The sequence below is a fragment of the Sphingomonas echinoides ATCC 14820 genome, assembly GCF_000241465.1.
In the GTDB taxonomy this organism is placed as follows: domain Bacteria; phylum Pseudomonadota; class Alphaproteobacteria; order Sphingomonadales; family Sphingomonadaceae; genus Sphingomonas; species Sphingomonas echinoides.
On record NZ_JH584235.1, the window covers coordinates 1806180 to 1832159 of the forward strand.

Below are 25980 nucleotides of genomic sequence, written 5' to 3' on the forward strand. Positions count from 1 at the left end.
TAAAGCGAGGCGGCCCTTCTGACGGCATCACCCGCGCGCGTCACGTTAGCGTTTCCTAATGCGGCGTTTTTGTAGCAAAACGGCGATGATCCGCGCGGTATTGGGTCAGATTGTGAAGAATCAATGTCCAATCCCGGCCATCTGCATCCATAGCGCGACCATCGCTTTCCAACGCTATGCTCGGAATTTCATGAACGGCGAAACACGGCCTGCGCGGCGACTCGCTGCTCGCTTTACGGCGATCCTGCTCGCGGGATTCCTGAGCGGCTGCGCGCATTATGCGGCGCTACCGCTGGCGACCAACCCGCCGCTCGCACCGACGCTCGCGGCGTTGGATCGCCCAAGTCCCGCGCCGCCGACCGGCCCATTGTCCGTCACCGACATTGTCGATCTGGCGCTGGCCAACAATCCCGAGCTCAAGGCCGCCCGACTGAAGCGCGCCATTGCCGCCGGGCAAACAAAACAGGCTGGAACCTTGCCCAACCCGTCCCTCACCGGGGCATTTCTGCCATTGCTGTCGGGTGTGGGCACGGTGCCGGCCTGGAATGTGGGCCTCGGCCAGGATCTCAAGACGCTGCTCACCTATCGCACCCGCCGCCGCGCCGCGCGGGACAGCGAGCGGCAAGTCGCCGCCGATGTCGTGTGGCAGGAATGGCAAGTCGCGGGCCAGGCGCGCCAGATCGCGAGCGACCTGATCGTCGGGCGCACCAGCCGCGCGAGCTATCTCGCCGCTTATCAGTTGCTGGCCGCGCGCAATGCGAAGCTCGAACAGGCGCTGGCGGCGCGAAACGTAACGTTGGTGACCGTCGCCCCCGATCGCGTCGCGCTGCAGGCGGCGCGCAGCGCGCTCAATGCGCTCGACCAGAAACAGCTCGCTTTGGCGCATCAGCTCAATGCTTTGCTCGGCCTTGCCCCCGATGTCGTCGTGCCGCTGGCGACGCAGGTCGATTTGCCGCCGTTCGACCCGGCTGCGATCCGCACCGGGCTCGCCACGCTGCCCGAACGCCGCCCGGATCTGATCGCGCTGCGCATGGGCTATGCGGCGGCGGACGAGCAAGTGCGCCAGGCGATCCAGTCGCAATTTCCCGATCTGGTGCTCGGCGGCAGCGTCAGCAGCGACAATTCCAGCGTCATCAATGGCGGCCCGACCGCGACGCTCAGCCTGCCCGTGTTCGATCGCAACCAGGGCAATGTCGCGATCACGCAGGCAACGCGCGCGCAACTCCATGCCGATTATGCCGCGCGACTGGCATCGGCGATCGGAACGGTCGGCGCGATGCTGCGCGAGATGGAGCAACTCAGCGCCCAGCTCGCCGAGGCGCGCCGCGACCTTCCCGCCGCGCGCCTCGCCGCCGAGCGCGCGCAAGCGGCGTTCGGCGCCTCCAATCTCGACGAGCGCGGCTATGTCGATCTCGTCTCGAACCGCTTTGCCAAGGAACAGGACATTATGACGCTGGAGCTGGCGCTGCTCGACCGGCAGATCGCGCTGCAAACGCTGGTTGGCGATGGCCTGCCGACGGTCGAGACCGGGACGACCGCGCCATGAAAGCGCTGATCGCATTGACCGCCGCGTTCGCGCTCGCCGGCTGTGGAGCGGCATCCGACGAGACCAAGGCCGAACCGCAAAGCGTGCTGGTTTCCACCGTCGCGGCAAAGCAAGGCGCGCTGCCGCAGACGGTCACGGCTTATGGATCGGTCGCGCCCGCGCTCAACGGCGCGCAGACCTTCAGCGAAGCGCAACCGGGGCAACTGACCAGGCTGCTCGTTACGCCGGGCGCGACGGTGCGGCGCGGGCAAGCGCTGGCGGTGTTCGTCCCTGCCCCCGCCAGCCGCAGCGGCTATCTCCAGGCGGTCGAGGCGCTGGATTCGGCGCGCAAGCAGCGTGCGACCACCGCGCAACTGCTTGCGCAGCAACTGGCAACGCAGGATCAGCTCGTCCAAGCGGACAAAGCGGTGGCCGATGCGCGCACCGCGCTCGCCGCGCTGCAAGCCGAGGGTGCTGGCCGCGCCGTCCACACGCTGACCGCGCCATTCGACGGCATCGTAACCACTGTGAGCGCGGCGCAAGGCGACCGTACGCAAGCCGGGGCCACATTGCTCACCGTTGCGCGGGCAGGTGGCATCGTCGTCACCGCCGGGGTCGATCCGGCGGAGCGTGACAAGGTCGCGATCGGCCAATCGGCGTCCTTGCTCCGGCTGTCGGGCGGTACCGCACTTTCGGGCCATGTGCTGCGCGTCAGCCAGGCGCTCAACGCCAAAACCCGCATGGTCGATGTCGACATCGCCTTTCCCGCAGGGGCCTTGCTGCCCGGCGAAGGCATCCAGGTCGCGATTGCGACCGGGCAGGTTTCCGGCTGGATCGTGCCGCACCGCGCGGTGGTGACGGCGGGCGGTGCGCCGCATGTCTTTCAAGTCACCGGCACCAAAGCCAAGGCGGTGCCGGTCACCATCCTGCTCGCCTCCGATGCGGGCGATGTGGTCACCGGCGCGATCGATCCGAAGCGCCGCCTGATCGTCGATGGGGCGTATCAGGTCGGTGATGGCGATACCGTGCGGTGGGCGCATTGATGCTCGAACGTTTGCTGCGCGAGCAATCGCGCGCCTTCGTTCTGATCGCGCTCGCGGTCGCGCTGGCGGGAATCGTCGCTGCGCTCGCCTTGCCGGTCGGGCTGTTCCCGCAAGTGTCGTTCCCGCGCGTGGTGGTCGATCTCGATTCCGGCAGCCGCCCCGCCGACCAGACCGCACTCACCGTCACCCGCCCGGTCGAGGAGGCGATCCGCGCCATTCCCGGCGTGCGCGACGTGCGCTCGGGCACCAGTCGCGGCACCGCGCAAATCTCGATCGATTTCGGCTGGGGCCGCGACATGACCGCCAGCACCTTGCTGGTCGATTCCGCTTTGGCGCGGACGCTGCCAACGCTGCCGCCGGGCACGCAATATACCGTGCGCCGGATGGACCCGACGGTGTTCCCGATCCTCTCTTATGCTTTGGTGTCCGAAACGGTCGATCCGGTGGCGTTGCAGGAAATCGCCAAATATCAGGTGACACCGTTGCTCTCCGCGATCCCTGGGCTGGCGCGCGTCGGCGTACAGGGCGGCGGCACCGCCGAGGTGCAAGTGCTCGCCGATCCGCACCGACTGGCCGACCACAATCTGTCGATGGCGGACCTCAGCGCGGCGATCAAGAACGGCAATGTGCTGAGCGCGGTCGGGCAAGTGCAGGATCGCGGGCGGCTGTCGCTGGTGATCGCCGATCGCAGCGTGGCGAGCGCGGCGCAAATCGGCGCGATCGTCATCAGCGCCGATCCGCAAGGCGTGCTGCGCGTCCGCGATGTGGCGACGGTGCAGGAAGGCGCGGTTCCGGTGTGGCAGCGCATCGTGGAGGATGGCAAACCCGCCGTACTGTTCAACATCTATGAACAGCCCGACGGCAATGCCGTCCAGATCGCCCAGGCGGTGCAGCAGAAACTGGCCGGGCTGGCGCTCCCGAGCGGCGTCAAGCTGATCTGCTGGTACGATCAAAGCGCACTGGTAACCGAAGCGGTGGCGAGCGTGCGCGATGCAGTGCTGATCGGTTTGGTGCTCGCGGCCTTGGTGTTGCTGGCGTTCCTGCGGAGCTGGCGCGTCACGCTGATCGCGGCGATCGTGGTGCCCGCGACACTGGCGGCCACCGTGCTGGTGCTGAGCGTGCTCGGCATGAGCTTCAACATCATGACGCTGGGTGGCATCGCCGCCGCAGTCGGCCTGCTGATCGACGATGTCATCGTGATGGTCGAACATATTGCGCGCCGCGCTGGTGCCACCGGCGCGGATGGCACGCCGCGCGGCGATGCCGCCGTCATCCCGGCGGCGCGCGAGTTTCTGGCACCGCTAACCGGCTCCAGCCTCGCCACGCTGATCGTGTTCGTGCCCTTGTCGTTCCTGACCGGGGTGACGGGTGCCTTTTCCAAGGCGCTGTCGCTGACGATGGCAGCGGCGCTGGCCATTTCCTGGGCGATGACCGCGTTTGTCGTGCCGGTGCTGGTGCGCTGGCTGGTCGATTTCGATTCCTGGCACGATCCCGGCGCGGGCAAGGACGACCGCATCGCACGGCTGCACAGCCGCACGCTCGACCGGCTGAATGCGCGGCCCTGGTTGCTCGCGGTCATCGCGGTGCCGCTGCTGCTGCTTGGCTATGTCAGCTACAGCAATGTGCCGAGCGGCTTCATGCCCAAGGTCGATGAAGGCGGGTTCGTGATGGACTATTATACCCCGCCCGGCACTTCGCTCGACGAGACCGAGCGGCAAGTCGGCCAGATCGATGCGATGCTGCGCGCCAATCCCTATGTCCTCACCTTCTCGCGCCGCCTTGGCACCGGGCTCGGCGGCGATTTGGGGCAAAGCTATCATGGCGACTATTTCGTCCGGCTGAAGCCCACTCACGCCCCGACCGAAGAGGTTGCCGCCGAGGTCGCGCGGCAAGTGACCGCCAAGGTGCCCGGCGTGCAGATCGAAGTGGCGCAATTGATCGAGGATTTGATCGGCGATCTCACCGCCGTGCCGCAACCGATCGAGGTGAAGCTGTATGCCGCTGATCCGGCAGTGCTGCCGGGCGAAGCGCGAAAGGTCGCCGCGCTGATCGGCAAGATCGATGGCGTGGTCGAAGTGAAAGACGGCGTGCAACTGGCCGGCGATGCGCTCACGGTGCGGGTCGATCCGGTGCGCGCGGGGCTGGAAGGCGTCACCCCCGCCGATGTCGAAACCCAGCTCAATGCCGCGTTGACGGGCAGCGTGGCGACCACGCTCGCCCAGGCGAGCAAGGCGGTCGACGTGCGCGTGCGCCTGCCCGAGGCGCTGACCATGAGCGAGACCGGCCTCGCCCAACTCCCGATCCGCGCGACCGATGGGCACGTATTCCCCTTGTCGCGCGTGGCCTCAATCCAGGCGGTGACCGGCCAGCCACAGATCGGCCGTGAAAATCTGGAGCCGATGATCGCGGTGACCGGGCGCATTCAGGGGCGCGGGATCGGGGCCGCCGTCGCCGATGTCACCGCCGCGCTCGACCGGCCGGGGACGCTCGCCCCCGGCATCCGCTACGAACTGGGCGGGCTGTATCAGCAACAGCAGATCGCCTTTGCCGGGCTGCTCAAGGTGTTCGGGGCTGCGCTGATCGCGGAATTCGCGCTCCTGCTCATCCTCTATCGGCGCTTCTGGCTGCCGGTCATCATCATCGGCTGCTCGCTGCTATCGACCACTGCGGTGTTCACCGCCTTATGGGCGTCGGGGGTCGATCTCAACATCACCGCGCTGATGGGGATGACGATGATCATCGGCATCGGCACCGAAATGGCGATCTTCTACGTGTCCGAATTCGAAGATCTCGCGCGGCACATGCCCCCTGCAGAGGCTGCGCGCGCGGCCAGCCGCAATCGCCTGCGCCCGATCACCATGACCACGCTGGCGGCGATCTTCACGCTGCTGCCGCTCGCGCTCTCGATCGGTCAGGGATCCGGCATCCAGCAACCGCTCGCCATCGCGATCATCGCCGGGCTGTTGCTGCAATATCCGCTGGTGCTGCTCGCCATGCCAGTGCTGTTGCGGCTGACGACGGAGCGGCGCGCCACCTGATTGCTCCGCACACCCTCTTTTTTGCGAATGGTACCGCAATCGCGGCATCTTGGCGTTTCTGCGGGAGCGCGGTACGACCTCCGCCGAGAGAGGAATTTCGTCATGACATTTCGTGTTGCGGCTATGCCGTTGCTGCTGGTCGCTGCTGCGGCCTCCGCCCAGGTCGCAGCGCCGCCTCCGCCGTCTCAGACCGCGCCCGACGCCGGTATGCCCGTGCTGCCCGAATGGACGAAGCCCGCGCTGCGCGGTGCCTGGAACGATATCCGCCTGTCCCCCGATGCGCGCGCCAAGGCGCTGCTCGCCGCGATGACGCGCGACGAAAAGCAGACCCTCGTCTTCGGCTATTTCGGCACCGACTTTCCACGACTGCAATACCGCGCACCCGCCGCCGCACATAGCGGCTCGGCGGGGTATGTGCCGGCGATCGCACGGCTCGGCATCCCGGCGCAGCATCAGACCGACGCCGGGGTCGGCGTTGCCACTCAGGGCGGTGCCGCGGTCAAGCGCGAGCGCACTGCTTTGCCCTCCAACCTCGCCACCGCCGCAAGCTGGGATGTCGCGATTGCGCGCGCGGGGGGCACCATGATCGGCGATGAAGCGCGGCGCTCGGGTTTCAACGTCATGCTCGCAGGCGGGGTCGATTTGCTGCGCGAGCCGCGCAACGGCCGCAATTTCGAATATGGCGGGGAAGATCCGCTGCTGGCTGGTACGATGGTCGGCGAACAGGTGATCGGCATTCAGTCGAACCATATCGTCTCGACGATCAAGCATTACGCGATCAACGACCAGGAGACCGATCGTAACGCCGGAAATTCGGTGCTCGATCACAGCGCGGCGCGCGTGTCCGATCTGCTGGCGTTCCAATTGGCGATCGAACGTGCGGATCCGGGTTCGATCATGTGCTCCTACAACCGCGTCGACAGCGTTTACGCCTGCGAGAATAGCTGGCTGCTGACCGACGTGCTGCGCAGCGATTGGGGGTTCAAGGGCTATGTGATGAGCGACTGGGGCGCGACGCACAGCACCGTCGCCGCCGCCAAGGCCGGGCTAGACCAGGATTCGGGGTTCCCGTTCGACAAAGAACCCTATTTCGGAGGGCCACTGCGCCAAGCAATCGAGCAGGGCACGGTTCCCGCGGCCCGGCTCGACCTGATGGCGCGCCGCATCCTGCGCGCGCTGTTCGCGCAAGGCGTGTTCGAGCGCCCGGTGAGCGAGCAGCCGATCGACTATGTCGCCCACGCCGCCGTGACGCGTGCCGGAGCCGAAGCCGGGGCCGTGTTGCTGAAAAATGAGCATGGGTTGCTGCCACTTGCCGCCAGCGCGAAGCGGATCGCGGTGATCGGCGGCCATGCCGACAAGGGCGTGCTCGCCGGGGGCGGATCGTCGCTGGTCTATCCGGTCGGCGGCAATGCCGTGCCGGGCTTGCAACCGACGATTTGGCCCGGGCCGATCATGTATTACCCGTCCTCGCCACTCGACGAGATCCAGCGCCAGGCCCCGGGGGCGACGGTCCGCTACGCCGATGGCAGCGATCCGGCGGCGGCGGCGGCGCTTGCCCGGGACAGCGATGTGGTGATCGTGTTCGCCACGCAATGGGCGGGCGAATCGTTCGACGTGGCGATGGCGCTCGACGGCAATCAGGACGCGCTGATCGGCGCGGTCGGCGCGGCCAACCCCAGCACCGTGGTGGTGCTCGAAACCGGCGGGCCAGTGGCAATGCCGTGGATCGATCAGGTCGGGGCGGTGCTCGAGGCCTGGTATCCGGGCACGGCGGGCGGCAAGGCCGTCGCCAACCTGCTGTTCGGCAAGGCCAATCCCTCGGGCCGCCTGCCGGTGACCTTCGCCCGCAGCGTCGATCAACTGCCCGATCCCGCCAAACCGCATAGCGGCGACGTGGTGTATAAAGAGGGCGCGACGGTCGGGTATAAGTGGTTCGACGCCAAGGGCATCGCACCCTTATTCCCTTTCGGCCACGGCCTGTCCTACACGCGCTTCGTCAGCGAAGGCTTGCAGGCAGCAGCGCCGGGCGGCGTGCTCACCGCGACCTTCTCTGTGCGCAACACCGGTGCGCGGGCAGGGGCAAGCGTTCCGCAGCTCTATGTCGCCCCAGTCGCGGGCGGCTGGGAAGCCCCGAAGCGTCTTGCCGGTTTCACCAAGGTCGCGCTGGCACCCGGCGCGCGCAAGGCGGTGACGCTGACGGTCGATCCGCGTTTGCTCGCGACCTGGGATGAAGCCCACCATCGCTGGCACATTGCCGGGGGTGCCTACACGGTCATGCTGGCGGACTCGGCCCGCGACATCCGGCAGACGGTCACGGTGACGCTGCCTGAACGCACCCTGCCCGCCACCTGGCGCGCCCGCTAAAGCGGGGCGCGTCAGGCGTTGCCGGTTTCGGGCACGCGCAGCATCGCAAGTGCGGCGAGCGCCATCACCGCCGCCGCAAAGGCCATCGTCCAGATCGGCTCGGTCGGAAAGAACGCCTTGAGCACCGACCCCATCACCGTCGCCACAAGCAGTTGCGGCACGACGATGAACACGTTGAACAGGCCCATATAGATGCCGAGCTTGGCCTGCGGCAGGCTGGAGGCGAGGATCGCATAGGGCATGGCAAGGATTGAAGCCCAGGCGATCCCGACCCCGATTTCGCTCAAAACCAGCAAATTGGGGTCGCGGAGGACGAGGAAGCTCGCATACCCAAGCGCGCCGCAAAGCAACCCGATACCATGCGTGCGCACTTTGCCGATCCGCGCTGCCAGCCGTGGCAACACCAGCAACGCCACGATCGTCGCGACGCCATTATACACCGCGAACAGCACCCCGACCCAATCGCCACCGGCATTGTACGCGGCGCTGGTCGGGTCGCTCGAGCCGAAGGCATATTGGGCGACGACGGGGGTGGTGTAGATCCACATGATGAACAGCGCCGACCAACTGAAGAACTGCACCAGCGCCAGCCGCTTCATCACCGTCGGCATGCCTGAAAAATCGCCGATGATCAGGCTGAGCGGATTATCGGCCTTGCCGCCGCGCGCGAGCAGGATCGCCGCGATGCTGGCGAGGCCATAAGCGATCAGCAACGCCCCCAGCAGATAGACCTCCTTCTGCAGACCAAGCGTGGGCACCGTGACCACGACGCCCGCGCCCGCTGCGATCCAGCAAAGGCTCGCGCCGAGCCCGCGTGCCGCAAGCGCGTGGACGGGTTGAGTCGCGGGCCCGCCGAGCATCGGCTCGCCAAAGGCCTTCATCTCGGCCGGGCTATATTCGCGCGTCGTGCCGACGGTCCACAGCACCGCCAGCAGCAACGCTGCACCGCCGAACCAGAAACTGTAGCGGACCGTCGCCGGAATCCCGCCCAGCGCATCGCCCGACACGCCAAGATGCGTCAGTACGAACGGGAAGAGCGAACCGACCACCGCGCCCGCACCAATGAAGGCCGTCTGCAGCGCATAGCCCGCCGTATGCTGGTCCTTGCGCAGCATATCGCCGACAAAGGCGCGAAACGGCTCCATCGACACGTTGATCGACGCATCGAGCACCCACAGCGTCAACGCCGCGAACCACAGGATCCGGGCGTCGGGCATGACGAACAAGGCCAGCGCCGCCAGCACCGCGCCCGCAAAGAAATAGGGGCGTCGCCGCCCGAACCGTGTCCAGGTGCGGTCGCTATAATGGCCGATGATCGGCTGCACCAGCAGCCCGGTGAGCGGGGCCGCGATCCACAGATAGGACAGATCATCCAGCGATCCGCCAAGCGTCTGGAAAATCCGGCTCATATTCGCGTTTTGCAGCGCAAAGCCGATCTGGATACCGAAGAAGCCGAAGCTGATATTCCACAACCCGCCGAAGCGCTGCACCGGTTTCTCGTTCAAGCCCACCTCCCCTGCTGCGGTTCCGCTCGGTCGGCCGCAGTCTGTCGCGCCTGACTGCCGACAAGCCCGGTAGCGCACAAGGGTGCATACGAATACGCAAACCACCACGCCGCTTGCGAGGATCGTCCCGCGCCGGGCATGACGGTGCGATGTCGATGACCGTAACCCTCCACCGCCAAGGCCAGGAGCAGCGCCCGCTGCTCGTGCTCGACTCGTTCTGGAATGACCCCGAATTGCTCCGCGAAGATGCCGCCGCGCTGCGGCTGACCCCGATCGGGCCGCATTATCCGGGCCTGCGCGCGCCTGTGCCGCCGCGACTGGCCGAGGCGATGCGGGCGAAGGTGGCACCCCTGCTCGCCACCCATTTCGGGCTCGAGCGCGCACCGGCGGTGTCGGAGGCTTATTATTCGCTCGTCACCACGTCGCCGGGCGCGCTCGCACCGATCCAGCGTTTGCCGCATTTCGATGGGGTCGAGCCGCGCCGGATCGCGCTGCTGCTGTTCCTGGGCCACACGGCGCAGGGCGGCACCGCCTTCTACCGTCAACGCGCGACTGGTTTTGAAAGCGTCGATGCTATGCGGCTCGAACGCTATTCCGCCGAACTCGACGCCGGCGTGCGCGCGCATGGGCTGCCCGCGCCGTCCTATATCGCCGGGGACACCCCGCTGTTCGAGCAAATCGCGGTGCAGCCCGGGGCGTTCAACCGCGCGCTCGTCTATGCTGGCAACACGCTGCATTGTGCGTGGCTGCCGCCAGAAGTGGTGCTTACCCCCGACCCGCTGGTCGGGCGGCTGACGCTCAACCTGTTCCTGTTCGACGATTGAGGCTCACGCGCCGCTGCTGGCGCGCGCGATCAACCGGGTCGGCAGCGGCGGCGGTGTGATCGCCGCACCGCGCAGCTGACCGAGCAAGGTGCTGACGAGCAATGCCCCCGCCTGCCGCGTGTCTTGCGCCACCGTCGACAGCGGTGGCGTGGTCAGCGAGGCCGAGGGAATATCGTCGAACCCGACCACCGCGACATCGCCCGGGATGCTCCGTCCCTCCGCCGCCAGCGCCCGCATCGCGCCGATCGCGATGCTATCGCTCGCCGCGAAAATCGCGTCATAGACCGCACCGCGCGCCTTGAGCGTGGCAACCGCCTCGACACCAGCCTCCTCGCTGGTGATAGCATCGACGCGCAGCGCAGGATCGGCGACCAGCCCCGCTTGCGCAAGCGCATCCCCATAGCCGCGATGCCGTTCCTCAAGCTCGGGATAGCGGCTGTCGGCCGAACCGAGGAACGCAATCCGTCGCCGCCCCTGCGCGATCAGATGCGCCGTCGCTTGCGCACCGCCGCCGCGATTGTCCGAACCGACGGTGATGCCCGCAGGCCCCGTCCCGACCGCGCCCCAGCGCACGACATGCGTGCCCTGTTCCGCCAGATGGTCGAGCCGCGCGCGATACGCCTCGTAATCGCCATAGCCGAGCAGGATGATGCCGTCGGCCTTGTGGCTGTCCTGATAGTCGACATGCCAGTCGCCCGAAAGCTGCTGGAACGAGATCAGCAAGTCGTACCCCGCTCTCGCGCTGGCCCGGGTGATCGAGCCGAGCATCGACAGAAAGAACGGATTGATCGTCGCGTCCTCGTCCGCCGTCTCTTCGAAGAACAGCAACGCAAGCGTGTTCGACGCCTGGCTGCGCAAGCTCGATGCGTGTTTGTCGACCGCATAATGCAAGCTGTGGGCAATCGCTTCGATCCGCGCGCGCGTTTGCGCGTTGACCGATTTCACCCCGCGCAACGCACGCGACACCGTCGGCTGCGAGACCCCGGCAAGTTGTGCGATATCGAACGAAGTCGGCCGCTTGGCCATCCCAGTTATACCAGTGTATTGTTTAAATAATACAGCAGAACCCCCGACCCGCCGCCCCTGTGAATACGTATGCCCGCCACTTTTGCAATGACCCCGTCCGAAATATAGCCTGCTCCTAGCCAATCGACGCGGATGACGACGTCGAGGAAACTGAATTTCGTGAGGATGTGCGGGTTCGTCCCGCTTGAGGGGAAACCAAATGACCAAATTCATGCCGGGCCGCGCCGATCGCGCGGTTGCGCCGACGCGCCACCTGTCTTTGTCCGCGCGGCTCGCCGAATGCGCCAGCACGACCGCGCTCGCCGCTGCATTGGTGATGCCGGGCGTCGCCTTCGCGCAGGCCACCACGCCCAACGCCAACCCGACCGCCAAGGCGCAGGTCGAGGCGACCACCAGCCAGGCCGATCCGACCCCGCAACCCGCCACCCCGGCGGTGCCCACGCCTGCCGATGCACCCGCTGCGGTCGATGACTCCATCGTCGTCACCGGCATCCGCGCTGGCCTTGAATCGTCGGCGAGGATCAAGCGCCAGTCGGTGTTGATCGTCGACTCGGTCTCCGCCGAAGACGTCGGCAAGCTGCCCGACGTATCGATCGCGGACTCGCTCGCACGCTTGCCCGGCGTGACCGCGCAGCGGCTTGAAGGCCGCGACCAGCGCCTGTCGATCCGCGGGCTCGGCCCCGATTTCTCGACCACGTTGCTCAACGGCCGCGAACAGGTCACCGTCGGCGACAATCGCGGCGTCGAATATGATCAATATCCCTCGGAATTCTTCAAGACCGTCAACGTCTACAAATCCGCCGACGCCTCGCTCGTCGCCGCCGGCATTTCGGGAACGGTCGACCTGCGCATGTTGCGCCCGCTCGATCAGGGCAAGCGCGTCATCGCGGTCAGCGCGCGCGGGGAAATGAACGGGATCAACAAGCTCAACCCCGACGGCACGCGCTACGGCTATCGCGCCTCGGCGACCTATGTCGACAAATTCGCGGGCGACACGCTCGGCATCGCGCTGGGTGCCTCCGCCACGCTGACCCCGTCGCAGGACGAGCGTTACAACGCCTGGGGCTATGCCGGCAGCGGCACGGCGGCCAGCCCGTTCGTACTCGGCGGTGCCAAGCCCTATGTCCAGTCGAACGAGCTCAAGCGCTATGGCGGCGTGGCGACGATCGAATGGCGGCCGTCGGATGTGTTCCATTCGACCTTTGACGCGCTCTATTCGCATTTCGAGGAAACGCAGCATCTGCGCGGCATCGAATTCCCGCTCGGCTTTTCCAGCCCCACGCAAAGCGGCGTGACGGTGAACGATGGTTTCGCAACCACCACGACCTTCTCTGGCGTGCATGCGATCCAGCGCAACGACTATAACCAGCGCAAGGCGGAGAATTTCTCGTTCGGCTGGAACAACGACCTGAAGCTGACCGAGAAAATCCACCTCAATGTCGATGCGAGCTGGAGCCATGCCACGCGCACCGACTTCCTGCTCGAGACCTATACCGGCGTGGGTTATGGCGGCTCTGGCCCCAACGACACCGTCAAGGTGACGCAGCAGGCGAACGGCATCTACAAGATCGTGCCGACGCTCGATTATACCGACACCAGCGTGTTCAAGCTGACCGATCCGCAAGGCTGGGGCTATAACGGCACGCAGGCCGTGGTGCAGTCCGGCTTCCTCAACCGCCCAAGCTTCAAGGACGACCTGAAGTCGCTGCGCGCCAGCCTCAACGGCGAGTTCGATAACAGCATCATCAAAAGCTGGGAGGCGGGTGCCAATTATAGCCGCCGCGAGAAAACCAGCGCCTACCAGTCCTACTTCCTCTGCCCTAAGGGTGCGGGCACGAATTGCACCGTGGCCAGCGGCACGCCGACCTCGGCCCCGATCCCGACCCAGGCGATCCTCGGCAAGATCCCGCTCGACTATCTCGGCGTGCCGGCGGTGCTCGCGCTCAACCCGCTCTATCTCTACAATAACAGCTTCAACACCTTCTACGACAACCGCCCGTCGTCGCTGGTGCGCGACAATGTCGTGACCGAAAACGTCTATACCGGCTATGCCAAGATCACCATTGACGGCGATGTGGGGGGCAAGGCGCTCAAGGGCTCGATCGGCACGCAAGTCGTGCATAGCGAGCAGCGCTCCGACGGGCAGATTGCCAGCGTCGTCAACGGCGTGGTGACGATCGCGCCGGCATCGCAGAAGATCAGCTACACCAACGTGCTGCCCTCGGCGACGATGGCGGTCGAGCTGATCCCGCTCGGCTATGTCAAGCTGGGTGCCTCGCAGACGATGGTGCGCCCGCGCCTCGATCAGGAGCGCGTCACGCAGGATGTCGCCATCAACGTCGCCAACATCCAGACCAACAATACCAATGCCGGGCTCAATCCGGTGTTCACCTCGTCCGGCGGCAACGTCGCGCTGAAGCCCTATCAGTCGACCAATATCGACGTGTCGCTGGAAAAATATTTCCACGGCGGCGGCTATGTCGCGCTGTCGGGCTATTTCAAGCACCTCACCGACTTCGTCGATCCCAACAACAGCTATGCCTATGACTTCTCCTCGCTGCTCGGCGCGTTGACGCCGGCCCAGCAAGCGATCGTCACCGCCAACAAGTTGACCATCGGCAATGTCAGCGCCCCCGCCAACACTGGTCGCGGCACGGTGCTGGGGCTCGAGGCGACGGTGTCGGTGCCGTTCAAGTCGCTGACCAAGGCGCTGGATGGTTTCGGGGTGTTCGTCTCGGGCAATTACACCGAATCCGAGATCAAGTTCGCAAGCAACCCAACCCAGCCGATCACCTTGCCCGGCCTGTCCAAATGGACCGGCAGCGGGACGGTCTATTACGAGAAGAACGGCTTCCAGGCGCGCGTGAACTATCGCTACCGCTCGTCGTTCCTGGCCGAGGTGGCCGGCCTGTCGGCCAACCCGACCTATCGCACCGCGCGATCGGAAGGCATCCTCGACGCGCAGATCGGCTATGAATTCCAGGAAGGCTTCCTCAAGGGCTTCGCGATCCTCGCCCAGGCGAAGAACCTCACCGACCGGCCGTTCGTGACCTATCAGAATGACGACCCGCGCCAGGTGATCGATTACCAGCGCTACGGACGGGACTATTATCTGGGCGTCACGTACAAGTTCTGAACGACGATGCCATCGGCGAGCGGTGGGGGTACCCATCGCTCGCCCTTCCGGTACCTGAAATTGAGTAAGCGGGGACGCGGACCATGGCCAATCCTGCGGAGCCGAATGGCTCCAGACCGATCCGGATCGTCATTGCCGGCGGCGGCACCGCTGGTTGGATGACGGCGGCCACGTTCGCGCGCTTTCTGGAGGTCGGCTTCGAAATCGACCTGATCGAATCCGAAGAGATCGGCACGGTCGGCGTGGGCGAGGCGACGATCCCGCAAATCCGGCTGTTCAACGATGCGCTCGGACTGGACGAAGACGCGTTCCTGCGCGCGACGCAGGGGACGTATAAACTCGGCATCGAATTTGTCGACTGGGGTGCCCCCGGCCAGCGCTACATGCACGCCTTTGGCGACATCGGCCGCGATGTCGGGCTGCTGCCGTTCCATCATTACTGGCTGCGCGCACGGGCGCTTGGGCTGGCGGGCGATCTCGCGGCCTATTCGCTCAACAACCAGGCGGCGCTGGCCGAGCGGATGCAGCGCGGGGCGGCGCGCACCGCGCGCGTACTGCCGGACATGCCCTATGCCTTTCACTTCGACGCGGGCCTCTATGCGCGCCACTTGCGCCGCTATAGCGAGACGCGCGGCATCACCCGCATCGAGGGCAAGATCGTCCGCGTGACGCAAGGTGATACGGGCGACGTATCGGGGCTGGTGCTCGAAGACGGCACGACCGTCAGCGCGGACCTGTACATCGATTGCACCGGTTTCCGAGGCCTGCTGATCGAACAGACGCTCCACACCGGCTATGACGACTGGACGCACTGGCTTCCCGCCGACCGCGCGCTGGCGGTGCCGTCGGCGCGCAGTGCTGCCTTTACCCCCTATACCCGCTCCACCGCCAAGGCGGCCGGTTGGCAGTGGCGGATCCCGCTGCAGCATCGCACCGGCAACGGCATCGTCTATGCCTCGGCGCATCTGAGCGACGACGAAGCGACCGCGACGCTGCTCGCGGGGCTCGACGGCGAGGCGCTCGCCGACCCGCGCCCGATCCACTTCCGCACCGGCAAGCGCCGCAAGCTGTGGAACCGCAATGTCGTTGCGATCGGCCTCGCCGGTGGCTTCCTCGAACCGCTCGAATCGACCAGCATCCATTTGATCCAGTCGGCGATTGCGCGACTGATGAAACTCCTGCCCGGCCGCACCATCGCCGAGGCCGACCGCGTCGAATTCAATCGCCAAAGCGACTTCGAATATGAGCGCATTCGCGACTTCATCATCCTGCACTACGCCGCCAACGCGCGCAGCGAGCCGTTCTGGCAGAGGTGCCGCGACATGGAGTTACCCGAAACGCTGACCGCCAAGATCGACCTGTGGCGCGGCAACGGCCACATCACGCGCGAGCATGAGGAACTGTTCACCGAGGTCGGCTGGTTGCAGGTGTTCGCTGGGCAAGGCGTGCTGCCGACCGGCCATCACCCGCTCGCCGATGCGATCCCGGCGAGCGACCTCGCCGAATTCATGGACACGATCGCCAAACTCAATGCGCGCGAGGTCGCCCAGATGCCGAGCCATGCCGATTTCATCGCGCGCCACTGCGCCGCGCCGCAGCCGGTGACGGCATGAGCATCGCCGCCGCGCTGCTCCTCGCGCTGGCTGGTCCGGCGACGGTGCCGATCGAGCAGGTGCGTACGCGTGCGCCTGAAGACGAGATCATCTATTTCGTGCTGCCCGATCGCTTCGACAATGCCGACCCCACCAACGACAGGGGCGGGCTGACCGGCGACCGGCTGGCCACCGGCTATGATCCGACCGCCAAGGGCTTCTATCACGGTGGCGATCTGAAGGGGCTGACGCGGCGGCTCGATTATATCGAGGCGCTTGGCGTTACCGCGATCTGGGTCGGGCCGATCTTCAAGAACAAACCGGTCCAGGGTGCGCCGGGGCAGGAAAGTGCGGGTTATCACGGCTATTGGATCACCGACTTTACTACAGTCGACCCGCATTTCGGCACCGATGCCGACTTTTCCGCGTTCGTTGCTGCGGCGCACACGCGCGGGATCAAGGTCTATATGGACATCATCGCCAACCACACGGCTGACGTGATCCAGTATCGCGAATGCGTCGGCAAACCCTGCGCGTATCGCAGCAAGGCCGATTACCCGTATCAGCGGCGCGGCGGGGTGAACGGCCTGCCGATCAATCCGGGTTTTGCCGGCGATGCCGTGCAAACGCCCGAGAATTTCGCGCGGCTGACCGACCCGGCTTATGCCTATACGCCCTTCGTCCCCGCCGCAGAGAAGGCCGTCAAAGTCCCGGCCTGGCTGAACGACCCGCATTATTATCACAATCGCGGCGACTCGACCTTTGCGGGCGAATCCGCGCGTTATGGGGATTTCGGCGGGCTCGACGATGTGATGACCGAGGACCCGCGCGTCGTCGCCGGATTCATCGCCATCTACGGAAGCTGGATCGATCGCTTCGGCATTGATGGCTTCCGCGTCGACACCGCGCGGCACGTCAATCCCGAATTCTGGCAGGCGTTCGTCCCGGCGATGCAAGCGCGCGCGGCGGCACGCGGCATCCCCAATTTCCCGATCTTCGGCGAAGTCTATTCGGAGACCGTCGATCCCGGTTATACCGCGCAATATACCCGCCGCGACGGCTTTCCCGAAATCCTTGATTTCTCCTTTCAGGCGGCAGCGCGCGCGATGCTGTCGGGCAAGGCTGGCACCGACCTTTTCGCCAAGCTGATCGACGGCGACATCCTCTACGAAGGCGGCGACGCCACTGCGCAGCGCCTGCCGACCTTCCTTGGCAATCACGACATGGGGCGGATCGGGCATATGCTCGATCTCGCCTGGCCCAATGCGACCGAGGTCGAGCGGCTGCAGCGCCTCACGCTCGCGCATGTCCTGCTGCTGTCGGCGCGCGGCGTGCCGACGATCTATTCGGGCGACGAACAAGGCTTTACCGGCCATGGCGGCGACCAGGATGCGCGCGAGGACCTGTTTGGCAGCCAAGTTGCCAGTTACAACGACAACCGCCTGATCGGCACGACGACCACCACTGCAACCGCGCATTTCGGGACCGAAAACCCGATTTTCCAGACGATCGCCAAACTCGCGCAGATCCGTCGCGACCATGTCCAGTTGCGCCACGGCCGCACGGTGGTGCGCGCCGCATCGGACAAGCCCGGCCTGCTCGCCTTCACGCGCGGTGCCGATGACGGGCATGAAATCCTGGTCGCGCTCAACACGTCGAACCAGCCGGTCAGCGCCAATGTCGAAATCGGTGTGCGCTCGGCCGGCTTCACCACGCTTGCGGGGGCCTGCCCCGCGCGTGCCACCGGGCCCGGTAGCATCTCGATCACCCTGCCTCCGCTCGGCTATGCCATCTGCGCCGCCCTCCCCAGCGAATGAGCCTCATGACCCCATCGACCGCCCAGCCGAAACCCGATCCCGCGCCCACGACGCCGTGGTGGAAGGGGGCCGCGATCTATCAAATCTATCCGCGCAGCTTCGCCGATTCGAACGGCGACGGCATTGGCGATTTGAACGGCATCACCGCGCATCTCGATCATGTCGCGGCACTCGGCGTCGATGCGGTGTGGCTGTCGCCCTTCTTCACCTCGCCGATGAAGGATTTCGGCTATGACGTCGCCGATTACCGCGATGTCGACCCGATCTTCGGCACGCTGGCCGATTTCGACGCGCTGATCGCGCGCGCGCATGCGCTGGGGCTGCGCGTGATCATCGACCAGGTCTATTCGCACACCTCGAACGAGCATCCGTGGTTTCAGCAAAGCCGCGCGAGCCGGTCGGGCGACAAGGCCGACTGGTATGTCTGGGCCGATGCCAAGCCCGACGGCAGCCCGCCGTCCAACTGGCAATCGGTGTTCGGCGGCCCCGCCTGGACCTGGGACGCGCGCCGCCAGCAATATTACATGCACAATTTCCTGAAGGAGCAGCCGCAGCTCAACGGGCACAATCCGGCGGTGCAGCAGGCCTTGCTCGATACCGCGCGCTTCTGGCTCGATCGCGGAGTGGACGGCTTCCGCCTCGATGCGATCAATTTCGCGATGCACGACCCCGCGCTGACCGATAACCCGCCCGCGCCCGCCACCAACCGCGCACGCACGCGGCCGTTCGATTTCCAGCTCAAGCTGCACAATCAGGGCCATGCCGATATCCCGCCCTTCCTCGAGCGGATCCGCGCCTTGCTCGACGAATATGGCGCAGGGTTCACCGTGGCCGAGGTTGGCGGCGAAGACAGCGACCGTGAAATGAAGCTGTTCACCAAAGGCGGCACGCGGCTCGACAGCGCGTATGGCTTCGACTTCCTCTATGCCGAGCGTCTCACCCCCGCGCTCGTCGCCGACGCGGTGGCGCGCTGGCCCGATGCGCCAGGCATCGGCTGGCCGAGTTGGGCCTTCGAAAATCACGATGCCCCGCGCGCCTTGTCGCGCTGGACGACGCCCGAGCACGCGCCTGCCTTTGGGCGGATGAAGATGCTGTTGCTGGCGTGCCTGCGTGGCAACATCTTCCTGTATCAGGGCGAGGAATTGGGGCTGACTCAGGTCGACATTCCGTTCGACGCGCTGCTCGATCCCGAGGCGATCGCCAATTGGCCGATGACGCTGTCGCGTGACGGCGCGCGCACGCCAATGCCGTGGATTGGCACCGCGCCCGATCTCGGCTTTGGCAGCGAGACGCCGTGGCTGCCGTTCGGGGGCGACCATAGCGCGCTCGCCGCCGACCAGCAGCACGCCGATCCGGACTCGTTGCTGCACTGGACCCGGCAGGTGCTCGCGGTGCGCAATGCCCATCCGGCGCTACGCCAGGGCGACATCCGCATCCTGCACAGCGATGATGCGGTGCTCGCCTTCGAGCGCCGCGATGCGGGCGAACGCTTGCTGTGCGTGTTCAACCTCGGCGACACGACGCGCGGTTGGCCATCCGACCTTGCCCAAACGGGCGCGGTGCTGCTCAGTGCGAACGCCGCGAGCGCCGCTGCGCTCCCGCCCTATTCGGGGCTGGTGCTGCGAGCGTGACGCAGGCGGCGGCAGGCAAGGCGATCGTCATCCTCGGCGGCGGCACCGCCGGGTGGATGGCCGCCTGTCTGATCGCGCAGCGGTGGCCGCACGCGCAGGTGACGCTGGTCGAAAGCCCCGAGATCGGCATCGTCGGCGTCGGCGAAGGCTCGACCCCGCAATTGAAGTACTTCTTCGACCGGCTCGGCATTGCCGAGGCCGAATGGATGCCGGCCTGCGACGCCACCTATAAGCTCGGCATTGGCTTTCACGGCTGGTCCGACCGGGCAGGTTATACCGCCTATTACCACCCCTTCCCGACCGCGCTCGACAGCCACACCGCGCCGCATTTCTTCTACAATACGCGCGCGCGGCGGACCGGGCGCGATGTGGTGGCACATCCCGATCGGTTCCTGCTCCCCGCCCGGCTCGCGGCGGCGGCCTGCGCGCCGCAACCCGACGCCAATTTCCCGTTCGAAGTGAGCTACGGCTATCATTTCGACGCCCACAAGGTTGGCGCGTTTCTTGGGCACCATGCGACGACCAAGCTGGGCGTGGTTCGGCTCCAGCGCACCATCGCCGATGTCGAGCGCGATGCGAGCGGCGATATCGCGGCGCTGCTGTGCGACGATGGCGAGCGGATCCCGGGCGACGTCTTCCTCGATGCCAGCGGCTTTCGCAGCATCTTGTTCGAAAAGACGCTCGGTGTACCGTTTCAATCCTATGCCGACACGCTGTTCAACGATCGCGCGGTCGTCCTGCCCACGCCGCGCGACGAAGCGCCACCCTTGCCCAGCCAGACGCGCGCCACCGCGCTCAGCGCCGGATGGGTGTGGGACATCCCGCTGACCACGCGCACCGGCAATGGCTATGTCTATTCCAGCCGCCATCTTTCGCCCGACCAGGCCGAAGCGGAATTGCGCGCGCATCTTGGGGTGGGCGACGTCGGCACCGCGCGCCATCTGACGATGCGCGTCGGCCGGGTCGCCAAAAGCTGGTCGCACAATGCACTGGCGATTGGCCTGGCCCAGGGCTTTATCGAACCGCTTGAGGCAACGGCGCTGCACATCGTGATGGCGACGGTCGAGGCGTTTCTGGACGCGGTCGATGCAAACGGCTTCACCCCCGCCGCCAGCGCGCCGTTCAACGACACGATCGCCGCGCGCTATGACGGCGTGCGCGATTATATCGTTGCGCATTACCGGCTCAACCAACGCGCCACCGACCCGACCGGCTATTGGGCCGAGGCGCGCGCGCTGTCGCAGCTGTCGGATCCGCTCAAATCGCTGATGTCGGCATGGTTCACCGGGGCCGACATGGCGGCGCTGATCGAGCAAATGGGAATTGGCCGCTATTACAGCGCGATCAGCTGGCACTGCCTGATGGCCGGTTACGGCACGTTTCCCGACGACGCCCGGCTGGTCCCCGCCGGGCCCGACATCGAGCGGATCGACATGCTCAAGATCGACGATTTCCTCGATCGCTGCGCGCTGAACTTCCGCCCGCACCTGACTCACCTCCCCGGTCAACCAAATTGAGAGAGACGCGATGAAACGCCTGATCCTTGCAGCCTTGCTGACCACTGCCGCACTGCCGCTCAGCGCGACCGCCGCGACCGCCACCCCGCAAGCCGCCGTGCTGACCGCGCAGCGCGATGGGGTCGAGGTGACGGCGGGTGCGCTCAAAATGCGCCTGATTGCGCTCGCCGACGGCGTGGTGCGCGTCCGCATCGCGCGCGACGGTGCCTATCCCGAAGACGCCAGTTGGGCGGTGCTGCCCGAGCAGCGCAAGGCGCGCGCCACGGTAACGGCGACCGCAGACGGCTTCACCACCGCCAGCCTGCGCGTCCGCATCGGTGCGGGCGGCGCAATCACCTTCGAAACGCTCGACGGCAAGGTCATATCCGCCGATGCCGCACCCGTCGCGATCGACGGCAAGAGCTTTACGCTGCGCAAAAGCCTGCCGATCACCGAGCATTTCTACGGCCTTGGCGACAAGACCGGCGGCCTCGACCGGCGCGGCAAGGAATTTGTCGACTGGAACACCGACGCGTTCGGTTTCACCAGCGCCGACGACCCGATCTACAAATCGATTCCGTTCTTCCTCTCGACCGGCGCGCCGGGCGGCAGTTACGGCATCCTGCTCGACAATACCTACCGCACCTGGTTCGATTTCGGCCACCGCGATGCCGATACGCTGACCTTTGGTGGCCCCGATGGGCCGATCGATTATTATTTCGTCGCCGGTCCCAGCCTGGCCGAGGTCACGCGGCGCTATGCCGATCTCACCGGTCATGCCCCGCTCGCCCCGAAATGGGCGCTTGGCTATCAGCAGTCGCGCTACAGCTACATGTCCGCCGACGAGATCCGCGAGATCGCGCGCCATTTGCGCGCGGATCGCGTGCCGACCGACGTGATCTGGATGGACATTGACTATCAGGACCGCAACCGGCCCTTCACCACCAACCCCACAACCTTCCCCGATCTGCCCAAACTGACCGCCGACATGAAGGCGCAAGGGATCAAGCTGGTCGCGATCACCGATCTGCATATCGCCAAGGTCGAGACTGGCTATGCGCCGTATACGAGCGGCAAACGCGGCGACGAATTCGTCAAAAACCCCGATGGCACTGATTATGTCGCGCCGGTGTGGCCCGGCGCGTCGGTCTTCCCCGACTTCACGCAAACCAAGTCGCGGACGTGGTGGGGCACATTGTACAAGGGCTTCCTTGAGGACGGCATTGCCGGTTTCTGGAATGACATGAACGAACCGGCGATCTTCAACACGCCGACCAAGACGATGCCGCTCGACACCGTCCACCGCATCGCCAGTGACGATTTCGCGCCCCGCACCGGCGACCACCGCGAGATCCACAATGTCTATGGCATGCAGAATACGCGCGCGACCTATGACGGACTGCTGAAGCTACGCCCCAATGAGCGCCCCTTCGTGATGACGCGCGCCAGCTATGCCGGGGGGCAGCGCTATGCCGTCACCTGGACCGGCGACAACAGCGCGACCTGGGATCACCTGAAACTGTCAGTGCAGCAGATCATCAATCTTGGCCTGTCGGGCTTTGCCTATAGCGCCGCCGACGTCAGCGGCTTTGCGGGCGGCCCGAGCCCCGATTTGCTCACCCGCTGGTTCGAGATCGGTGCCTTCACCCCGGTCTTCCGCGACCATAGCGCGACCGGCACGCCGCGTGTCGAGCCGTGGGTCGATGGCCCCGATCACCTCGCGATCCGCCGCCGCTTCGTCGAGGAGCGCTATCGCCTGATGCCGTATTTCTATGCGCTGGCGGACCAGAACAGCCGCTTCGGCGACCCGATCGTGCGCCCGGTCTTCTACGATTACCCAAGCGCCGCGAGCATGGGCTGCAACCAGTCGATGGCCTTCACGCTCGGCAAGGCGCTGCTGATCGCGCCGCCGCCCAGCCCGGAATCGCCGCAAACCTACGATGTCTGCCTCCCCGCCGGGGGCTGGTACGACTATTGGACCGGCCTGCGCGCGGGAACGCCCGAAGCGGCCACCACCGGTCCGATCCAGTCGGCAACCCAAGCCGTGCCGACCGAACACGCCAAAAGCGAGCGCGTGCTCGAAACGCCACGGCTTGATCGCTTGCCCGTGTTCGTCCGCGCCGGAACGATCCTGCCGCGCCAGCCGCTCGTCCAGAGCACCGCGCAAACGCCGTCAGGGCCGCTGATGCTCGACATTTATCCCGGCGGGGAGTGCAGCGGTACGCTGTATGAGGACGATGGCACCACGCTTGGCTATCAACGCGGCGCGTTCTTCCGTCAGACCGTGCGCTGCGCCGCTACTGCGGCGGGCGTCACCGTTACGTTTGATGGCAAAGAAGGGTCGCTTGCGCCGTGGTGGAAGCAGATTGCGGTGACGCTGCACGGCTGGCAAGGCCCGGGCCGCGTGACGCAAAACGGAGCGTCGCTCGGTGCGGAAAGCGACGTGTCGGCACAGACGCTGCGCTTCACCATCGCGGCACCGGGCAAGGCGGCGCGAGTCACGATCGAGAAGAACTGAAGGCAAAAGTCCCGGGCTAAGCCCAGCGTCGCGCATAGCGGCCAGAGGCCGGGATCGTTACCGCAAAGCGCTCGGTGCCGAGCCGGATCTTCACCGTCGATCCGGCCGGTGCCGAAAGCGTGAGCGCAGTCGCACGGCCCTGCCGCCACGTCAGATCGACGCGGACGCCACCGCGTGCCCGGACTCCCGCGATGGAACCGTCGGGCCATGCCGTTGGCAGCGCGGGGAGCAAAAGCAGTTCGCCGCCCCAGGACTGCACCAGCATTTCGAGAATACCCGCCGCCCCGCCGAAATTTCCGTCAATCTGAAAGGGCGGATGCGCGTCAAACATATTGGGATAAGTGCGCTGCGGGCCGAGCAATCCTTTCAGCACCGCGTAAGCGTGATCGCCCTCGCCCATGCGCGCCCACAGGCACATGCGCCATGCGGTTGCCCAGCCGGTCGATAAATCGCCGCGTTGGCGCAAGCTGACCTTGGCCGCCTCGATCAGCGCAGGCGTGTCGCGGACGTTGATCTGAGCGCTCGGATACACCGCATAAAGGTGCGAAACGTGCCGATGGTATGGATCGGGGGCGTGCGCATCCCAATCCTCGAGCCACTCCTGCAACTGTCCCCCCGCCCCGATACGATCGGGCGCAATGCGCGCACCGACCTGTTCGAGCATGGCGAGCCATTCGCCGTCCCGACCCAACGTGCGGCCAGCGACCACCGTGTTGGTGAACAGGTCGCGGACGATTTGCCGGTCCATCGCCGGGCCGACGCAGAGTGACGATCCGAACGGATGTTCGTTTTCGGGCGAGAGCGAGGGCGAGGTCACCAGCCCGCGTCCCTTGGGATCCTCGATCAGCGTGTCGACGAAGAAGTGCGCTGCGCCCTTCAGCAGCGGGTATAGCCGCGCCAACAGTGCCGGGTCGCGGGCAAAGTCCCAATGCGTGAACAGCGTGTTGCAGAGCCAAGCGCCGCCACACGGCCACAGGCCCCATAACGGCCCATCGATTGGCGCGGTCGCGCGCCAGAGATCGGTATTATGATGCGCAACCCAGCCCCGCGCGCCGTACATAGTCCGCGCGGTCCGCGCGCCGGTAACGGACAAATCCTCGACCATCCGCACCAGCGGCTCGACGCAGAGGCCGAGCCCGCCCGGATCGGCTGCCCAATAATTCATCTCGGTGTTGATGTTAATGGTGTATTTGCTGCCCCAGGGCGGTGTCGTCCCCTCATTCCAGATGCCCTGCAGCGTCGACGGCTGGCTGCCCGGTCGCGACGAGGCGATAAGCAGATAGCGGCCATACTGCAAATACAGCGCCGCCAGCGCGGGATCGACCGCGGTCGCGCCCGCCGCAATGCGCGCGTCGGTTGGCAACGCCGCCGCCGGGCTGGTGCCCAGATCGATCTTCACCCCGCCGAACAGCGCCGCATGATCCGCCACATGCGACCGTCGCAACGCGGGGTAGCCCTTTCGTTCGGCCGCCCGACCAGCGGCACGCACCGCGCCAACCGGATCGCCGCCGGTATCGCTATAGCTGCGATAGCTGGTCGCGGCGGTGATCAGCACGGTCACGCTGCGCGCGCCGGACACGGTTATGCCCTTTTGGTTCGCGATGATGACGCCGTCCCCCACCGCCTGCACGCGCAGCGCGTAGCGCAACCCTGCAGGCACGCCGAGCGCGGCTTCGTTCGATCCGGTCACCAGCAGGGCATGCGCGCCATCGGCAGCGATCGTCACGTCCGGTCCGGGCCGCTCCGCATCCTCGCGCTGCATCCACTCGGTCGGCCGCGTGGTCTGGGGTGTCGCCCCCTCGGAGAATTGCGCGCGCGGCGTGCTGATCGCACGCGGAGCGCGATAAGCCAGATCGAAGTCGAGCGTGCCGGCTTCCGCTTCCAGCCGCATCACGATCACCTGATCGGGGGCCGATGCCAACACCTCGCGCCGGTAACGGCCGTCCGCGGTTTCGAACTCGGTTGTGGCGATGCCCGATGCGAGGTCGAGCTCGCGCCGATAGACGGTCGGGACGTGCGCGGAAGCGAAGGTCAGCAGCACATCGCCGAGCGTGCCATACGGCATCTGGGCGGGCGGTTTGCCCATCATTTTTGCAGAAGCCAGGTCCGTCGCATCCTTATAGCGTCCGGCGGCGAGCAACGCTCGAACCTCCGGCAACGCCGCCAAGGCTTCGGGATTGTCCGGATCATAGGGCGCACCCGCCCATAGCGTGTCCTCGTTGAGCTGAAGCCGCTCCTGCGCGACGCGGCCGAACACCATTGCGCCCAGCCGTCCGTTGCCGACCGGGAGCGCCTCGGTCCAGGCTCCCGCAGGCTGCCGATACCAAAGCCGCAGGTCGCTGCTCGCGTCGCTCGCTTTCGCCGCCAGCAGCGTCGGTGACGCCGCAATCGCGAGCCCCGCCGCCAGCGTCTCGCGTCGATTGACGGCTGCGAACGCGTCGCTTGATGACATCATCGCTCTCCCC

14 protein-coding genes are annotated in these 25980 nt (G+C 66.1%); 11 read left to right on the plus strand and 3 right to left on the minus strand.

Annotated elements, in window-relative coordinates:
* The first annotated feature begins 190 nt into the window (after positions 1–190).
* The 4 genes from ON00_RS08490 (at position 191) to ON00_RS08505 (ending at position 7970) form a co-directional block, all read left to right on the plus strand.
* Complete coding sequence (locus ON00_RS08490) at positions 191–1546, plus strand: TolC family protein (protein WP_040601975.1); 1356 nt, start codon at positions 191–193, stop codon at positions 1544–1546.
* On the plus strand, positions 1543–2568 hold the full coding sequence (locus ON00_RS08495) for an efflux RND transporter periplasmic adaptor subunit (RefSeq protein WP_010404938.1): 1026 nt from the start codon (positions 1543–1545) through the stop codon (positions 2566–2568). The genes ON00_RS08490 and ON00_RS08495 overlap by 4 nt, the downstream gene beginning before the upstream one ends.
* A complete protein-coding gene (locus tag ON00_RS08500) occupies positions 2568–5606 on the plus strand; it encodes an efflux RND transporter permease subunit (protein WP_029622555.1) in 3039 nt (1012 codons plus the stop codon). Before ON00_RS08495 ends, ON00_RS08500 begins: the two co-directional genes overlap by 1 nt.
* Before the next feature lie 102 nt (positions 5607–5708).
* A complete protein-coding gene (locus ON00_RS08505) occupies positions 5709–7970 on the plus strand; it encodes a glycoside hydrolase family 3 C-terminal domain-containing protein (protein ID WP_010404944.1) in 2262 nt (753 codons plus the stop codon).
* Positions 7971–7981: 11 nt separating this feature from the next.
* Here the strand turns inward: ON00_RS08505 and ON00_RS08510 are convergent, their stop codons facing one another.
* Entirely contained in the window at positions 7982–9481 is a 1500-nt protein-coding gene (locus ON00_RS08510) for an MFS transporter (protein ID WP_010404947.1), read from the minus strand.
* Between the two features lie 143 nt (positions 9482–9624).
* Here ON00_RS08510 and ON00_RS08515 point away from each other — a divergent pair, with 143 nt between their 5' ends.
* Positions 9625–10299, plus strand: a complete 675-nt coding sequence (locus ON00_RS08515; RefSeq protein ID WP_010404950.1) for a DUF6445 family protein — start codon at positions 9625–9627, stop codon at positions 10297–10299.
* Between the two features lie 3 nt (positions 10300–10302).
* Here the strand turns inward: ON00_RS08515 and ON00_RS08520 are convergent, their stop codons facing one another.
* Entirely contained in the window at positions 10303–11325 is a 1023-nt protein-coding gene (locus ON00_RS08520; RefSeq protein WP_010404952.1) for a LacI family DNA-binding transcriptional regulator, read from the minus strand.
* A gap of 199 nt (positions 11326–11524) precedes the next feature.
* Here ON00_RS08520 and ON00_RS08525 point away from each other — a divergent pair, with 199 nt between their 5' ends.
* The 6 genes from ON00_RS08525 (at position 11525) to ON00_RS08550 (ending at position 23515) form a co-directional block, all read left to right on the plus strand.
* Positions 11525–14461, plus strand: a complete 2937-nt coding sequence (locus ON00_RS08525; RefSeq protein WP_010404953.1) for a TonB-dependent receptor — start codon at positions 11525–11527, stop codon at positions 14459–14461.
* 83 nt (positions 14462–14544) lie between these two features.
* Positions 14545–16074 carry a tryptophan halogenase family protein gene (locus ON00_RS08530; protein ID WP_010404954.1) on the plus strand — a complete coding sequence of 510 codons (1530 nt, stop codon included), beginning with the start codon at positions 14545–14547 and terminating at the stop codon, positions 16072–16074.
* Positions 16071–17870: an alpha-amylase family glycosyl hydrolase gene (locus tag ON00_RS08535; RefSeq protein WP_010404956.1), complete on the plus strand. Its 1800-nt coding sequence runs from the start codon at positions 16071–16073 to the stop codon at positions 17868–17870. The genes ON00_RS08530 and ON00_RS08535 overlap by 4 nt, the downstream gene beginning before the upstream one ends.
* A gap of 5 nt (positions 17871–17875) precedes the next feature.
* Positions 17876–19501: an alpha-glucosidase family protein gene (locus tag ON00_RS08540; RefSeq protein WP_010404958.1), complete on the plus strand. Its 1626-nt coding sequence runs from the start codon at positions 17876–17878 to the stop codon at positions 19499–19501.
* Positions 19498–21018 carry a tryptophan halogenase family protein gene (locus tag ON00_RS08545; protein WP_010404960.1) on the plus strand — a complete coding sequence of 507 codons (1521 nt, stop codon included), beginning with the start codon at positions 19498–19500 and terminating at the stop codon, positions 21016–21018. The genes ON00_RS08540 and ON00_RS08545 overlap by 4 nt, the downstream gene beginning before the upstream one ends.
* Positions 21019–21028: 10 nt before the next feature.
* Positions 21029–23515, plus strand: coding sequence for a glycoside hydrolase family 31 protein (locus ON00_RS08550; protein WP_010404961.1), 2487 nt, complete (start codon positions 21029–21031; stop codon positions 23513–23515).
* Positions 23516–23531: 16 nt separating this feature from the next.
* Here ON00_RS08550 and ON00_RS08555 read toward each other — a convergent pair whose 3' ends face one another.
* The gene (locus tag ON00_RS08555; protein ID WP_010404964.1) at positions 23532–25967 is read right to left on the minus strand and encodes a glycoside hydrolase family 95 protein; all 2436 of its coding nucleotides are present in this window, start codon (positions 25965–25967) and stop codon (positions 23532–23534) included.
* Positions 25968–25980: the final 13 nt, after the last annotated feature.